This window comes from Solwaraspora sp. WMMB335, assembly GCF_049179075.1.
Classification (GTDB): Bacteria; Actinomycetota; Actinomycetes; order Mycobacteriales; family Micromonosporaceae; genus Micromonospora_E.
The window spans coordinates 3,467,786-3,482,239 of the sequence record NZ_JBMHMF010000001.1; the positions used below are offsets into that span (position 1 = coordinate 3,467,786).

20 protein-coding genes and 1 pseudogene are annotated in these 14,454 nt (G+C 64.8%); 12 read left to right on the forward strand and 9 right to left on the reverse strand.

Annotated features, from left to right (window positions below; translation table 11 throughout):
* Positions 1-185: 185 nt before the first annotated feature.
* The 5 genes from ACN27F_RS14960 to ACN27F_RS14980 form a co-directional block, all read right to left on the reverse strand.
* A complete protein-coding gene (locus ACN27F_RS14960) occupies positions 186-809 on the reverse strand; it encodes an IS630 family transposase (RefSeq protein ID WP_421440219.1) in 624 nt (207 codons plus the stop codon).
* Entirely contained in the window at positions 773-1,285 is a 513-nt protein-coding gene (locus ACN27F_RS14965; protein ID WP_421434097.1) for a winged helix-turn-helix domain-containing protein, read from the reverse strand. The genes ACN27F_RS14960 and ACN27F_RS14965 overlap by 37 nt, the downstream gene beginning before the upstream one ends.
* 232 nt (positions 1,286-1,517) lie before the next feature.
* Entirely contained in the window at positions 1,518-1,748 is a 231-nt protein-coding gene (locus tag ACN27F_RS14970; RefSeq protein ID WP_421434099.1) for a hypothetical protein, read from the reverse strand.
* A gap of 38 nt (positions 1,749-1,786) precedes the next feature.
* Positions 1,787-2,470, reverse strand: a complete 684-nt coding sequence (locus tag ACN27F_RS14975; protein WP_421434101.1) for a hypothetical protein — start codon at positions 2,468-2,470, stop codon at positions 1,787-1,789.
* Between the two features lie 292 nt (positions 2,471-2,762).
* Complete coding sequence (locus ACN27F_RS14980; protein ID WP_421434103.1) at positions 2,763-3,113, reverse strand: DUF3459 domain-containing protein; 351 nt, start codon at positions 3,111-3,113, stop codon at positions 2,763-2,765.
* Positions 3,114-3,282: 169 nt separating this feature from the next.
* Between ACN27F_RS14980 and ACN27F_RS14985 the strand changes: the two are divergent.
* The 8 genes and pseudogenes from ACN27F_RS14985 to ACN27F_RS15020 all read left to right on the forward strand — a co-directional run.
* Positions 3,283-3,471: pseudogene (locus ACN27F_RS14985) on the forward strand (IS701 family transposase); the annotation flags it as partial.
* Between the two features lie 134 nt (positions 3,472-3,605).
* Positions 3,606-4,760, forward strand: a complete 1,155-nt coding sequence (locus ACN27F_RS14990) for an RHS repeat-associated core domain-containing protein (protein WP_421440220.1) — start codon at positions 3,606-3,608, stop codon at positions 4,758-4,760.
* Positions 4,757-5,032, forward strand: a complete 276-nt coding sequence (locus ACN27F_RS14995; protein ID WP_421434105.1) for a hypothetical protein — start codon at positions 4,757-4,759, stop codon at positions 5,030-5,032. The genes ACN27F_RS14990 and ACN27F_RS14995 overlap by 4 nt, the downstream gene beginning before the upstream one ends.
* Positions 5,033-5,458: 426 nt before the next feature.
* A complete protein-coding gene (locus tag ACN27F_RS15000) occupies positions 5,459-5,647 on the forward strand; it encodes an Imm7 family immunity protein (RefSeq protein ID WP_421440222.1) in 189 nt (62 codons plus the stop codon).
* Positions 5,648-6,031: a DUF3027 domain-containing protein gene (locus ACN27F_RS15005; protein ID WP_421434107.1), complete on the forward strand. Its 384-nt coding sequence runs from the start codon at positions 5,648-5,650 to the stop codon at positions 6,029-6,031. It begins immediately after the preceding gene.
* A gap of 64 nt (positions 6,032-6,095) precedes the next feature.
* Entirely contained in the window at positions 6,096-6,356 is a 261-nt protein-coding gene (locus tag ACN27F_RS15010) for a hypothetical protein (RefSeq protein WP_421434109.1), read from the forward strand.
* Positions 6,357-6,765: 409 nt separating this feature from the next.
* On the forward strand, positions 6,766-7,125 hold the full coding sequence (locus ACN27F_RS15015) for a restriction endonuclease fold toxin (protein ID WP_421434111.1): 360 nt from the start codon (positions 6,766-6,768) through the stop codon (positions 7,123-7,125).
* Position 7,126: 1 nt separating this feature from the next.
* Positions 7,127-7,522, forward strand: coding sequence for an Imm7 family immunity protein (locus ACN27F_RS15020; RefSeq protein WP_421434113.1), 396 nt, complete (start codon positions 7,127-7,129; stop codon positions 7,520-7,522).
* Between the two features lie 204 nt (positions 7,523-7,726).
* Here ACN27F_RS15020 and ACN27F_RS15025 read toward each other — a convergent pair whose 3' ends face one another.
* Positions 7,727-8,152, reverse strand: coding sequence for a nucleotide triphosphate diphosphatase NUDT15 (locus ACN27F_RS15025; RefSeq protein WP_421434115.1), 426 nt, complete (start codon positions 8,150-8,152; stop codon positions 7,727-7,729).
* A gap of 236 nt (positions 8,153-8,388) precedes the next feature.
* On the opposite strand from ACN27F_RS15025, the gene ACN27F_RS15030 reads away from it, so the two are divergent.
* A complete protein-coding gene (locus ACN27F_RS15030; RefSeq protein ID WP_421434117.1) occupies positions 8,389-9,579 on the forward strand; it encodes a S8 family peptidase in 1,191 nt (396 codons plus the stop codon).
* Between the two features lie 140 nt (positions 9,580-9,719).
* Here ACN27F_RS15030 and ACN27F_RS15035 read toward each other — a convergent pair whose 3' ends face one another.
* The 3 genes from ACN27F_RS15035 to ACN27F_RS15045 form a co-directional block, all read right to left on the reverse strand.
* Complete coding sequence (locus ACN27F_RS15035) at positions 9,720-11,516, reverse strand: hypothetical protein (RefSeq protein WP_421434119.1); 1,797 nt, start codon at positions 11,514-11,516, stop codon at positions 9,720-9,722.
* Entirely contained in the window at positions 11,513-11,932 is a 420-nt protein-coding gene (locus ACN27F_RS15040) for a DivIVA domain-containing protein (RefSeq protein WP_421434121.1), read from the reverse strand. Before ACN27F_RS15040 ends, ACN27F_RS15035 begins: the two co-directional genes overlap by 4 nt.
* A gap of 85 nt (positions 11,933-12,017) precedes the next feature.
* Entirely contained in the window at positions 12,018-12,275 is a 258-nt protein-coding gene (locus ACN27F_RS15045; protein ID WP_421434123.1) for a hypothetical protein, read from the reverse strand.
* 408 nt (positions 12,276-12,683) lie between these two features.
* Here ACN27F_RS15045 and ACN27F_RS15050 point away from each other — a divergent pair, with 408 nt between their 5' ends.
* The 3 genes from ACN27F_RS15050 to ACN27F_RS15060 all read left to right on the forward strand — a co-directional run bounded on the left by ACN27F_RS15050 (position 12,684) and on the right by ACN27F_RS15060 (position 14,407).
* Positions 12,684-13,556 (forward strand): helix-turn-helix domain-containing protein, encoded by an 873-nt coding sequence (locus ACN27F_RS15050; RefSeq protein WP_421434125.1) that lies wholly within the window; start codon positions 12,684-12,686, stop codon positions 13,554-13,556.
* Positions 13,553-13,762, forward strand: coding sequence for a DUF397 domain-containing protein (locus tag ACN27F_RS15055; RefSeq protein WP_421434127.1), 210 nt, complete (start codon positions 13,553-13,555; stop codon positions 13,760-13,762). The genes ACN27F_RS15050 and ACN27F_RS15055 overlap by 4 nt, the downstream gene beginning before the upstream one ends.
* A gap of 381 nt (positions 13,763-14,143) precedes the next feature.
* Complete coding sequence (locus ACN27F_RS15060) at positions 14,144-14,407, forward strand: hypothetical protein (protein ID WP_421434128.1); 264 nt, start codon at positions 14,144-14,146, stop codon at positions 14,405-14,407.
* Positions 14,408-14,454 lie beyond the last annotated feature (47 nt).

A 14,454-nucleotide genomic window follows, 5' to 3' on the forward strand; every position in this document is an offset into this window, starting at 1 on the left:
GTGACCGCTCAGCCCGTCGATCCTAGGCTGACTGCGCTCGCGATCCCAGACGTGCCGCCGGATCTGGCCGAGATGTCGCGGGCGCTGTCAAGGTCAGATCTGTGTCAACCGAATGTCCGATCTATGCGCTGCTGATTCTGACTATTGCCCCATGCCAGCGGTTGAAAGTCTGGGGTCTGTTTCGGTCACGGTGGTTCCGGTAGCAGGCTGAGTCCGGTCTGGGCGAGGAAGCCGGGGATCAGGTCGGGTCGGTACTGGATGCGTTTGAGTCGGTTGCGGATGATCGCGGCGAGGTGGTCCACGCCGTCGACGGCGAGGTTGCCGAGGCTGGACTTCATCGTTGACCACAGGCCCTCGACGGGGTTGAGGTCGGGTGCGTACGCGGGTAGTTGGACCACGGTCAGCCACCGGTGGAGGGCGGCGATGAGCTGGCGCATCGCGTGGCTGGTGTGGGTGTTGACTCCGTCCCAGATCAGGATGATCGGGGCGTGGAGCCGGTGGTGCGCGGCGGTGATCAGGGTGGCGTAGTCGTCCTCGGACAGGCTGCGGCGCTCACCGGCACGGTTGCGGTGGACGCGCAGGCGGTAGAAGACGTGGCCGCGTTCGCCAGGTTTGTAGGCGATCAGTCCGGCGATCGAGACCCGGCCCGAGCCCTTGCCCGATACCCGCACGACGGGAGTGTGGCCCCTGCGGGCCCAGGTCCGGGCACGGGGTGGGCGCAGCGTCTGTCCGGCCTCGTCCTCGAAGACGATCCACGCTCCGGTCGCCGCCGCTAGCCTCGTACCTTGGCCCAGGTGGTGGCCCGCCAGTCGGCGATCTTGTTCTCATCGCGCTGCACGGCCCGATGCCTCGGCACCTGCGGGGTGTAGCCCATGCGGTGCAGCAGATAGGACACGCCGCGCAGGGTGTAGGAGACGTGGAACAGCCGGCCGATCAGGGTGGCGACCCGGGCGAGGGTCCACCGCTGGTCCTCGGTCCAGCCGTGCGCGGCCGGGCCGAGATCCAACTCGGCGCGTAGCCGCAAGAGCTGATCCGGCGAGAGCCGGGAGAGGTTTCCACCCGGCCCGGTCGAGGCCAGGGCGGTCATCCCACCCGCCCGCCAGCGGCGCCGCCACTGGTAGACCGACTTCGTCGACACCCGCAACCGGGCCGCGACCCGCGTCGCCGGCACATCGACGGCGAACATCCGCGCGGCCTGCATCCGTACCTGCTCCCGCTTGACCCGCCCGGCAGCGGACAGGCCACCACTATCGGCGTACCTCACACCCCAGGTATAGATCGACACCGACCAAGAGTCCAGAGTGGTTGATCATAGGCGATCGATCGGATCAGACCCCAGCCATTCAACCGCTGCAACAGAGGTCACGGCAATCATAATCGCATCAGAAAACGCGACATGAAGCCGAAATCACCAATGAGTGATAGGATTTGATCTCTGCCCCAGATTCCATAGAGAGTACATGGACGCTCGCCCGGCAGCCATTGATGCGGATACCGGACGAGCGGGGCAGCACAAGCTACTTTGACCTATCCCGACCCCTGCGCATTGCCTGCCTGCTCAGCCTGACAATCTGGATGGCAGCATTAATGACCATGATCGTTATTAGCAGGGGGAGAAGGTTGGTAAACCAGTCAATCTTCGACCATCCGCCCGGATCGAATAGCGCCGTCATGATAAAGGCAAACAGAATAACCACGGCAGCGATCTGGAGAGTTGTTAACAGTACAAAGCGGATACTTTGGTTCATGCTCTCTCCCTTGAACATGGACAGGGAATTTACTAGGACTACCTTGGCGAAGAGGCTTCCACCTTCCAACTCCACGGGTATGACCCAGCCGTAGATCCAAGCTCGATGTTGATGTATGGGTAGGTCGCCGTGTAGCACCCGACGTTTCCGCCCACACAATACTCGATGTTGGCCCTCTTATCGTGCCAGCCGCTCTTGGGGTTACTGCGAACGCCGAAGCTGTCTACCTGCCAACCTCGGTGGTAGATTCCCCAGGCTACGTGGCTGATATAGCCAACTGCGCGGTCTACGCGCACAAGGTTGTAGCTGACCGTATCATAGCACCAGTCCGTCTCGATATTGAACCGGTAGATACGGCTACCGAAGATATCATTCTGTTCTACATAGCTCCACTGGTTCCAGCAGTTGATGGCTTGCGTGCCGAAGTCCGATCGAATGGCGTCTGACGGTGTTATCGGCTGGGCTGGCATGGCGGTCAGCGTTCCTGGGTCGCGAGGGTCAGGGACAAGCCGGCCCACCTCTGGCACCTGCTTTAGTAGGTCGATGTCGGCCTCGCTCCATGTGCCGTTCGAGATTCGGCTCAAGCTTGCGCGAATTTCGGCATCACTCGGCTTGACTGCGGCCGCTACCGCAGGGTTCGCGACTGCGAGCATTCCGGCGCACAGCGCGAGCGAAGCCGCGACGCGACTGACTTGGTGGAGTACACTGGATCGCGTTCTCACGTTCGTGGCCTCCTGGGCGACAGTGGGATCCAATGACCCGTGGGGCCTAATCCCACGGGTCATTTCCATGCAATAGACCCATCTGAATGTCACTCATGTCGTGCACCCGCTACCGCGGACGCCATGTTCGTGTTGACTACGTACCGTGAGTCCCATTCCTGCAAACTGGCAGCAATCGGACATTTCGCCGAGATGTAGGTGCGGAAAGTAGGTGGCGGTGTCGGATTCCATACAGATCGACTGGCGCATCCAACCGCGTGGGTATGGGTTCGATCGGCAGTCGCCCGCAAGGTCAGAGGCGCCAGAGTTGGAAGGTGGGGCCGGCGGCGGGCAGGGTCAGGGTGCCGTCGGCCTCTGGGCGCAGCGGTGGTGCGCCGCCGTACAAATTGTCGAGTGCCGGAGCAGCAGCGTCCGGCGGGGCCACCAGACCGGTCAACCGCACCGGAGCACCCGACGCACGGCGGGCCAACGCCAACACCGCCCCGGACGGCGACTCCCGCAGGTAGACCAGGGCGTCGTCATCGGCGTACACCCACCGAAGGCCGCCGTGCCGCAGCTCCGGCACCTCCCGACGCAACGCCACCAACGCCCGATACACCCCGAACGTCGCCCCATCCCACGAGCCCGGCCGATCCCACGGCATCGGCGTCCGCGAACCCTCCCCGTTCTCACCCCGTAGTACGGCAGCCCGGGTTCGTTATGTAGATGACCGGCGATGAGTTCGGTCGGGTAGAGGCTGTTCGGCGTGTCTGCGGGCACGAGGACGGCCGCCGGTTGATCATGCACTGTTTGTGAAGACAAGCGAAGATCGCGTGGCGGCCGCTGGGCACAGCGTAGACGCCGACAGTTGGCGGGAAGAGTTCGACACCGGGTTCGCGTGGATCGCGGGCCGGTTCGGGCGGGTGGAACCGCGCCGGCAGGCCAGGGCGTTCCTGCTCGGTCTGTTGTCGGATGTGGACACCCGATCGTGTTGGCAGTTGCCGGGTACGGCTACGACGAGGCCGGCAACCGCGTCAACCGCACGGTCGACGCGGCTCTGGACGCCAGTTGGAGCTGGGACACCCTCGGCCTACCGACCCGCCTCGACGAACGCGACGGCACCGACACCCTGACCCATCAGTGGTGGACAGACCCGATGACCGATCTGGGTGCCGCCCTCGCCGACACCGCCAGCGGCACCCCGGCCTGGTTGCTCGGCGACCATCAGGGCAGCATCACCGGAGTCGCTGACACGACCACCCTGACCGGCAGCACGGACCTCGACCCGTACGAAAGCCCGACCGGTGCCGACACCGGCGACTACGCCGACAACCCGCTGCGCTTCCACGGCCAGTACCTCGACCACACCACCGGCCTGTACGACGTCCGGGCCCGTGACTACGACGCCACCACCGGTCGGTTCACGTCCCCGGACCCGATTGCCGCCGCAGCGGACACCGCCTTCACCCAGACCTACCACTACGGCTACAACCGGCCGACGGTCCTGACCGACCCGACCGGAGAATGCCCGATCATCTGCACCGCCATCATCGGCGGAGTAGCCGGGGCCGCCGTCGGCGGCATCGACTGCTGGCTCAGCGGCGACGACCGCAACACCTGCCTCACGAAGATCGCCGTCGGCGCTGCGGCCGGCGCGCTCACCGGCGCCACTCTCGGTGCCGGTGGCAGCGCAGCCGCCGGCCTGTACGGCGGAGTCAGCACCGGAACCCAGATCGCCGGAGGAATCGTGGCCGGCGGCGCCGGCAGCGTCCTCTACGGATCCGGCGTGGCCGCCGCCACCGGGCAGCCCTACAGCTACGGCAACGCCGCCTACGACTTCCTCTCGGGCGCCGCCGGTTCCGCCGGTGGCGTCGCAGCCGGTACGGTAGCCCAACGAGCCGCCGCCCGCACCGCAGGCATCCAAGCTGCCAACTGCCCACCAGCCTCTGGTGTCAGCCTGTGGACTACCTGGGCAGAGTATCCGAAAGTTTTTGTTGATAGGCAGCAATACGCGAGAATTGGAGGACGCCTATACACGCGACACGCCGTCGACAGAATGCAGCCCAGCGGCCTCAGATACTCTGGGCGACCGGGCCCCGACGAGGGAGGACTTACCGGAGGCATGCCGCAAATCAGGCAAGCTGGGGGTGACTACGACTACGGCAGGGGCGTTTCTCCAAACTGGGTCGAGTACGTCATTCGCAGCACTCGCGGCACACTACAGGACAACGGAAACTTTTCCCATGTTCTTGGCACTCTGCAAGTAATAGTCAGTCCAAAAGGTCGCGTTGTGACGGTGATAACACATTGAACAGCAAGCAAATTGTCAGCCAGATCACCGAGCTACACAAATCACTAGAAACTGGTCAGATTAGCCTAAGTGAATTTTCAATTTCTTTCGAGGCCACTCTGAGAAGTGGGTTCTACGAGGAACGCGACCTCCCACAAAAGCTCCTCCAGCTGATAAACAGGGTTGAAATACTTCAATACACACTGCTTGAGGAAAACCAGCCCAGAGCGATCACCTCCGTAGTAATGGACGCCATCCGACTGCTATCAAGCAAAGAACTGCTGGAACCGTGATATTCAGTCAGATTGAAACGCAGGAGACTCGGCGTCGGGCTGGCCGTCATCCGCGCGAGCACGGGCCAACAGGTGGCCAGCAGATCGGGTGCGTCGGGGCCACCTGGAGCGGTGCCGCCACCGGTCAGCCCTACAGCTACGGAAATGCCACCAACGACTGCCCCTGGGCGCCGCCGGTTCCGCCGACAACCAATGTCGAAAGGGTGTGCCGTGGTAGAACTCTCGCACACGGGTGAGATGGGATTTCCCGGTTCACGTCGAGGATCATCGGTGTGGTGGTTCGGCTGGTATATCCGATTATGATCCGGCTAGTCGGCACTCTCGGACTGCTGGTCCGAGGTGACACCGCACCCCAGGCGGAGGCCCTCGCCCTGCGCCATGAGATGACGGGGCTGCGCCGGCAGCATTCTCTACAGATCGGCCTACATAGGCAAGCTTGTGGACGAGATCTTGCAATTCGTGGCAAACCATCTCACCGGATCCTACGGAATCATGCACGACCGCGATGACGAGCAATCACACCCACCTGGACCGAATGCCTTTCGCGTCAGAGTAATTCGACACGGACAGATAATCCAAAAATCAGACAACCTCCTATCCCATGTCGACCACTAATTGAAGACCAACCAGAACTGCAGCAAAAATCCCAGAAGCTGGCGGCGTAAATCAGAAACGACGAAAGATATCAACCGAATGCCGACAGATGAACAGAATAGACAGGGTCGCATCGCCAAGAACCGAGACTTCCTAGACGAAACACATGAACGCTGGGTCGCCCTTCGAAATCGCGATACCACCCATGCCGACTATCGTGAAGAATGGTACGACGAGCAATGCGGCTCATGTAGATTCTGGTTCCCGCTCGCGGGCGAACTGGGCGCAGATTATGGCGCGTGCACAAATGCCCGATCACTCTTCGACGGCAGGGTGCGATTTGAGCATGATGGCTGCGATGAATTCGAGGATGCAGGCGAGTGGGTGACCAGCAGTTCTTTATAGCGGATGCCTTCCGGACAACCCGACGCCAAGGGTCCACAAGCACCATCACCGCTCATCCAGTCCCATGAAGATTGACGATCGAGAGGTCGCTGTCGGCGTACTACGGGCTGCCATTCTGGCTGTTGCAGACAGTCTGCCCCGTAATGACGTAGAAAGCATCTGGGGTCTGATCGATGCCGGCGAGCCAAGGGTGGACTTCGAGAATTTCTGCACTCAGCTCGACGAATACGAGGTGTCGACCAACGAAACGACGAGATCCGATCTAGCCGCCGTCGGCGATTACCTCGGAATAGAAGAACGGATATGGCAGGATTTGCCCCGATAGCACCTGGAGCCAACTGCTGTGGTATGACTATTCAGTGGCCCGACGAACGGCCACGACGCCGATAACTTTAAAGGACCGGAGGCGCTGGCCACGTTCCGTACGGACACCGGCCAGCAGGTCGGTTGCGTCGGGGGTGCCCGGGGCTGCGCCGCAGCCATCGATCTCGTCTTCAGATCGGCGAGAAGCTGTCGATCGACTGGATCAGCCAGCGCGAGCCACCGAACAGATGGTCCCTAGTGGAGATGAATCCCGTTGGCAGAAGATAAATTGCTCGCGCAAGTCATGGCCGACTACGATTGTTTTCCACTCTGGCTCCTTAATCGAGGCGGCACAGACAATGTCGACCCAAGGGAGCTGGGACTCTCGCCGCAGCTTCGCTCAGCACTGTTGGCGTGGGCGGATGCCTACGATGCGACGCTGGACCGCCAACGAGCTGATTGATGCGAATATCACAGATCCCGCAGCCCAGGCTCTGGCGGTTCGCATCCATGGTCGAGTCTCCGTCAAGTTCTCAAGCGATCCAAAAGGGCGCGAGTTCGACGCGGTCAGCCACCTTTATGTAGCACAGTACAAGCCAGCAGATTATCGAATCGGCAGCGATTTCCGCAACCAAGCAAAGGCAACGTTCGAGTGGGCACTTCAGACCGGGCGACGTCCGTACTTCCACTTTGAGGGACCCCTAAAGCCAGAAGTGATTCGCAAGCTCCAAGAGTATGGCGTACGGTACGGGATACAACCCACGATCGACACCAGACCACTTGGAGGATGAAATGTACCAACTTCATGGATGGATTACACTGTTAGATAGCACTTTTGAATCGGACTTCGACAACCTCGACTCAATTATCCAAGAGCTACACGGCTTGATCAACAAGGCTCGCTGGACAACGATGTCCGTCGAAGTTCGACCCCTCAACGGCACCTACCATCTTTTCGTTGGCATAAACGCCAATCGGAGACGCGATGAAGCCAGGCTTGCGGACGAAATCTTGCAATTCGTGGCACACCGCCTACCGGGGTCTTACGGAATCCTGTACGACCGCGATGACGAACGATCAGACCCCCCTGGCCCAAACGCATTTCGGGTCAGGATAATTCGACGCGGACAGATAGCCCAAGAATCAGACAACTTCCTGTCACCATGTCAACCATTAATCGAAGACTGACCCAGACCTATCGACAGCAAGCCCGAGAAATAAATAGCCGCTGTCGGTCAATGCGCTGACAATTCCCATTCCCGTGTCAGCCACTCATCGAAGATCGATTCAATGGAAACGAGTCTGGCGGGTGGGTGAGAAGTGATGTGGTGTCGGGGTGGCCGGGTGCCATACGGGCACGGGCCAGCAGGGTCGGGGGCGCTCCGGCTCGGGTCAACCTGGTGGGCGCGAGCCGCCGAGCAGTTGATCGAGATCGTGGTGGTCGAGCAGGTTCCGCATGGGGAGGAAGAGTGGATCAGGCATCGTGGGCGGGGCGATCCAGCGGAGGTCGACGAACGTGTCCGGCTCGCGGACCTGCGGAGTGCCCCGCAGGTGGTCACTGATCATCCAGATCGTCACGTAGTGCCGGGCATCGTCGAACACGTCGTTGGTGACCGCGCCGAAGCGTACGTTGGTGATCTCGACGCCGGTCTCCTCGACGACCTCCCGCCACGCGGTCTGCTCGAAGCTCTCCCCGTGTTCGAGGTGACCGCCGGGCAGCGACCAGGTGTCGGCCCCGTGGGCACCCTTACGTAGGCCCATCAGGAAGCGACCGTCGCTGAGCACGAAGACCGCCACACCGACCCGAGGTTGCCGCACGCCGACCAGCTAACGCCCAGCCGCGCGAGCCGTCAACCGCCCGTCTCGGCGGATCGGGTGGCCGCCGCGCTGCCGATTCCGACGATTGCCCTATGCCAGGCACGGCACGCTTTTCGCTGCTCCCCGGCGCACTTAACATTGATCGACTTGTATTCTTTCCTAGTTGGCCCACCAGCGTTTTCCTTGATCCCTTTCTTGGCGCGCTGGCGGAACATGAGCCAAGGGGAGGATGGGAAATGAATCTCTCGCGCGTCCACTGGCGTCGACTGGCTGCGGCCAGCGTCGCCACGACCGTGCTCGCCGCCCTGGCGGGCAGCCCCGCAGCCGCCGCGCCACCAACCGGCGAGATCCGCCACACGGTCGGTGCACAGGCCATACCGAACAGCTATGTCGTCGTGCTCAAGGACAGTGCCGTCGGGGGCCGGGCCGGCACCCGCCAGGCCACCGTCCGGAGCCTGGCCGCGAAGCTGACCACCCGGTACGGCGGCAGCACCGGCGACGTCTACGGCGACGCGCTCAACGGCTTCGAGGCGCGGCTGCCCGAGCCTGCCGCCAGGCGGCTGGCCGCCGATCCGGCGGTTGCCTACGTCGAGGAGAACCACGTCATCCGGACGACGGCCACCCAGTTCAACCCGCCGTGGGGACTCGACCGCATCGACCAGCTCAGTCTTCCGCTGAGCGGCACCTACAGCTGGGTCAGCCAGGGCACGGGCGTCACCGCCTACATCATCGACACCGGAATCCGGATCACCCACCCCGAGTTCAGCGGGCGGGCGGTCTACGGCGTCAACACGGTCAACGGAGGCACCAACGCCGACGACTGCAACGGTCACGGTACCCACGTGGCCGGTACCGTCGGCGCCATCACGTACGGCGTGGCGAAGAACGTCCGGCTGGTCGCCGTGAAGGTCCTCGACTGCGGAGGCGGAGGCACCCTCACCGGCGTGATCACCGGAATCAACTGGGTGACGGCCCACCATTCGACGGGTCAGCCGGCCGTGGCGAACATGAGCCTCGGTGGTTCCTTCAGCACGAGCCTCAACACCATCGTGAACAACTCGATCAACGACGGCATCACCTACGTCGTCGCCGCCGGGAACTCGGCCGCGAACGCCTGCAATTTCTCGCCAGCCAGCCTGCCGGCCGCGATCACCGTCGGCGCCACCCAGGCAAACGACGCCCGGCCGTCCTTCTCCAACTACGGCCCCTGTGTGGACATCTGGGCGCCGGGTGTGAACATCGTCTCCACCTGGATCGGCCCGCCCACGAACACCCTGACCGGCACGTCGATGGCGGCACCGCACGTGGCCGGCGCGGCGGCCCGGGTGCTCCAGGTCAATCCGGGCTGGCCTCCTGCCCAGGTGGAGTCGTTCCTGGTCGGCACGGCCGGGCCAACCGGCATCGTGTACCTGCCCCCAACATACTGACGGCCGATTCCACCTCAAGGGCTGCGGTGGTCGGCTCGGCCGGGCCACCACCGCGGCCCCGGTGTGCAACCGCACGTCTGATGGCCCTTCTGCGTCAACGCTCGGATGGTCCGAACCGGGGGATGCGGCGATCTGCGTCCTCATGAAGCGTCGTTCAGCTTGATGGTGGTGTGGGTGCCGTCGGGGCAGAGCCGGACGGTGGCGGGTTCGCCGGGCCGGGTGGCGGCGAGGCGGCGTACCTCGGTGACGCAGGCTGCGGTGTCGACGACGGTGCCGGCCGTCGCGGCCTGCTGTGGCACGGGCAACGGCGTGGCCGGGTCGGCCGGGATGGTGGCGCGCAGTGCGCCGTGCAGGTAGCGGTAGCACAGCGCGACGGCTTCGGGCAGGGCGGCGCTGGTGGGCACCGGGTCGACGGCCAGCGGGATGGCCGGGTCGACGACCCGGACCGACCAGCTGTGGCCCTGCGACAGTTCGGGCCGGCCGACGGTGTTGCGGTGGTCGATGACGGTGACGTCCAGGGCGAGGCCGAGGCCGCGGACGACGGCGGCGAGTTCGTCGAGGGTGGGGCCGGACCAGTCGGTGGCCAGCACCAGGACGCGGGCGCCGTCGTGGGTGGCGCCGACTTCACCGAGGTACGCGTCGAGCGGGTCGCCACCGGTGTGGGCGACCTGGCTGACGCCGTTGCGCAGGTGCTGGTCGATGACGTGTTCGCCGTCGATGTCGGTCAGATCGGTCGGCTCGACGCCGAACTGCGCCGCGAGCGAGCCGATCTGGTAGTGCTCGTCGAGCTGCCACACGGTGGTGCCGGACGGCCGGTCGGTGAGCGCCAACGTGGGCGGTTGCGGGCCGGTGCTGTCGTCGGTCGGGTCGCCGCCGGGTCGCCAGTTGCGGTGCACGGTCCGGCCACGCAGGTCGGTGACGGTCAGCACCGCGCCGCGCCGAACCCGCCGGGTGCCGTAACAGTCCAGGCAGAACGGCGGGTCGGCCTGATCGGCGCACCGGGTGCACGGGTGGGCGGGGATCCGCTCGCCCCAGTATTTCGGGGCCGGCGGTTCCCAGCCGCGCACGAACCGGCCGGCGGTTTCGGCGGGTCGCAGGCTGGCGTGCCACCAGTGCCGGTTGCGCCAGATGGCCTGCGCGCCGCCGTGCCGCTCGGCATCGGCAACCATCCGCCGTTCGAGCTGGTCGAGGTCGTGGCCGCCGGGGTGGCCGTCGAGCCCGACCGGCACCGCACACGCGGTCAGCGCATCCTCGGTCAGGTAGTGGGCGGGCAGCTGAGCATTGGCCACGGTCAGGCCGGTCACGGCCCGCTCGGCGGGGATGGCGGCGAGCGCGGTCGGCAGGTCGGCGATCCAGCGGTGCTGGTAGTCGGGCACCGTGCCGCCGGGCAGTTCGAACCGTACGTCCCAGCTCAGCCCGCCCTTGGTGGAGCTGGGCCGGGCCTCCAGGACCAGGTCGACGTGCAGCTGGTCGGCGAGCGCGCACAACCGGCCGAGCAGCCGGGCCGGGTCTCCCGGTGGTGGCGGCGCAACACTGCGGCCGATGAGGATCAGCCACGGTGTGGCCTGCCGGTTGGTGAGCGCCGCTGCCTCCCACCGCAGGCGGTCCCGTTCGGGGATGCCGGGCTGCCACTGAATCGGCAGCGTCAGCCCGGAGGACGGCAGCCGGCCCGGTTCATCGGGAAAGTCCGGGTCACGCAGCGTCGCCTCGGCCACCCCCGCGCGGGCCGCCAGGTCGGTGACGATCGGCGCGTACGGCAGCCACCACGTGCCGCCCGGAGTCGGCAGCGGCGTGAACGTGCCGGGGACGAGGCTGGTCGAGGCCACCGCCCCGGTGTCGAGGTTGGCGACGGTGAACACGCGTTGCGCCCGCCGCCGGTCCGCGCCGACCCCGACGACGTGCAGCGAGCCGGGCGGCACCGCGTTGGTCCCGTTCACGCCGCCACCCCCGCCCCGAACCGGTGCGACTGCTGGGTTTGCTCGAACTGCTGCGACTGCCAGTCCCGCAGCGCCTGCTTGACCCGCACGTTCTCGTCGCGGGCGGCGGCCAGCTCGGCGCGCAGCGCGGTCAACTCGTCGGCGACCAGGTGCAGGAACGCGCGTACCTCGACCGGGTCGCAGCCGCGCCGGGTCCGGTCGGCGAACCGGCGGTCGCGGACCAGGCCGGGGCTGATCGACGGCCGCACCGGCCGCCCGTACAGGTGACCGGCAGCGTTCGGGGCGTGCCGCACCGGCGGGCGCGGCCCGGCCGCCGCTGTCGGCGAGTTGTGGGTGTGGCGGGCGATTTCGGCGAGCAGCCGCCGGTTGCGCCGGCTGCGCACCGGCCGACGGAACAGGTCAAGGATTCTGCGCACGGCAGGACCACCTTCCAATCGAGAAAAGACCTTCAGGGGTACGGGTCGAAAGGGCGCGGTTCACGTCGCGGTGCCGCTGCCCTGGTCAGTGGTGTCGTCGTCGGATAGGTGCCCAGCGGAGGCCGTCACGCTGGACGAAGATCTCCCGTCGATCGCGGGCCTCGCCGTCGGGTGCCAACACATAACCGGCCAACCAGACCCAGCCCTGGTACGTCAGCTTCTTGTCTACTGTCGTCACCCGGAACCGGAAGCCTCGCCCGGCCGCGAACTGCACACTCGCCCGACCATCGATGATCAATTCGTCGCCGGGACGGGGATCGGCCGGAGACCGGTCGGCCGGCACGCTACCGATCGGCGGCGGGAACGGTCAGCCGACCGCAGTCGGGACACCAACGCGATTTGATCTTGAAACTGAACAGCCCCACGAAGAACCCGAGCAGGATTCCGGAAGCCAGGGCACCAAGCGCCACCATGATCAACCCTTCTGATTGGGCTGGGGACGACCGGGCGGGCCGTTACCGCGACCCGCCCGACCACCTGGGATTTCAGCGAAACGCAGCGGGAAACGATCAAGACACTCGCCGTTCCCCGTTCCCGCTACCCGGCAGCCGGCCAGTTGATCAACCGTCCACCGTCGATGCACGGACTACGTTGGCACCAATAATGTGATCTTGCAACTCATCACTTCACAAAAATTTGCCGCCCGATGGGTACTCGCCAAGCGATGCTCGCATGGTGCACACTGTCCGCTGTGGCAGGAATCCAGACCATCCAGCGCCGTCGACTCGCAACGGAGCTCCGCGCACTTCGCGAAGCTGCCGATCTGACACTCGACCAGGTCATTCAGAAGGTGAAGATCGGCAAGTCGACGCTGTCTCGCGTCGAGAATGCCCAGGTCTCGGTGACGACTCGGAACGTCATGAAGTTGCTGCGCCTCTACGGCGCTCCCGCCGAAACGGCCGCAGAGATCCTCCAGCTCGCTGGCGAGGCCCGTCAGCACAGCTGGTGGCTTGACTACTCGAAGACCTTGCCTGACTGGTTCGCCGAGTACGTGGCCTTCGAGAACGAGGCGACCCAGCACCGCATCTACGACGTCCAGCTCGTCAACGGTCTACTCCAGACTGCGGACTACGCTCGCACCATCATCAGCGCCGAGTTCCCGGACGCTCCGCCAGAGAAGATCGAGGACCGAATCGACGTCCGTGCCACTCGCCAGCGGATCATGGATCGCATTGATCCGCCCCGGATGTGGTTCGTCCTCGACGAAGCAGTCCTACATCGGCCGATCGGTGGCCCACAGGTGATGGCAGCCCAGCTGGAGCACCTGAGCACCATGGCACAGCGGCCGTCGATCACCATCCAGGTGCTGCCGTTTCGCCAGGGCGCGCACATGGGCATGGGCGTGCCCTTCACGCTGCTCGACTTCAGCGACCATCCGACCGTGGTCTACCAGGAAAATCTGAGCGGTGCCGCAGTCCTCGACAAGGCCTACCATGTAGAGACGCACGGGCTGGCGTTCGACCACCTCCGCGCAACCGCGCTCTCACCCGCCGACTCGCTGGCCTTCCTGCGGATGAGGGCCGAGGCGATGCTGGAGCAGGGAGCAAGGGAGAGCACCGAATGACCACCACCCCTCGTAGCCTGGATCTGGCTATCTGGCGCAAGAGTTCCCGCAGCAACGGGCAGGGTCAGTGCGTCGAGGTGGCCACCAACGTCCCCGCCACAGTCCTCGTACGCGACAGCAAAGACCCCGCCGGCCCGGCACTCACCTTTTCCCCCGCTGGCTGGACGTCCTTCCTCTCCACCCTCACCCCCGACACTCCTCACTGACCGATCCGCAAGTGGATCACCACGTCACCGCCGAGCAGCTTGCCGACGCCCTACCCGCCAGGCTGCTCCGCGCGAATCGGGTTCAGATCCTCGATCGCCGAGGCGAGATTCGCCCAGCCCGCAAGCAGCGTGCCCACGATCGGCCGTTGTTGCTCGCGGCCGTCGTGGATGCTGACGTGCTGGATGGCCGACTGACTACAACGCCACGGCGGCCACCGCCGTACCGACCGCCAGTAGCTCTCGCCGCGAGTGACGAGTATCCGTCACTCAGGGTCGCCTACCAACAGCTGGTCGACTATGGTCAGACAAGCCGAAAGTGAGCCTCCGCTTATAGAGAGGGTTCTCGGCTATCCACGCCAGTCAGGACTTGGGGAGACACTGGTGGCGAGTATCCAAGAGGTCAAGGCCGGACTTGCCCAGGCCGCCGAGCATGGGAACGCGACACGGCAGCAGATTGCCGCCGCAGTGAACGCTTTGGACAACATGCTCACGCAGCTCCGCGCGGTCGCAGCAGGCACCGGGCACCCCCTAATCGGCGAGGCCATCAACCGCTGCGAACAGACCAAGAACCAACTTGAGTCCGCCGTCGGCCTCGTCCGATCCGCAGGGGAGGCAACCCAGCGGTACGCCGGTATCCTCGGGTAGCAGCAGTGAGTGTCGACGAAGTCAAGGGCCGTCTGCGCGAGGGGACC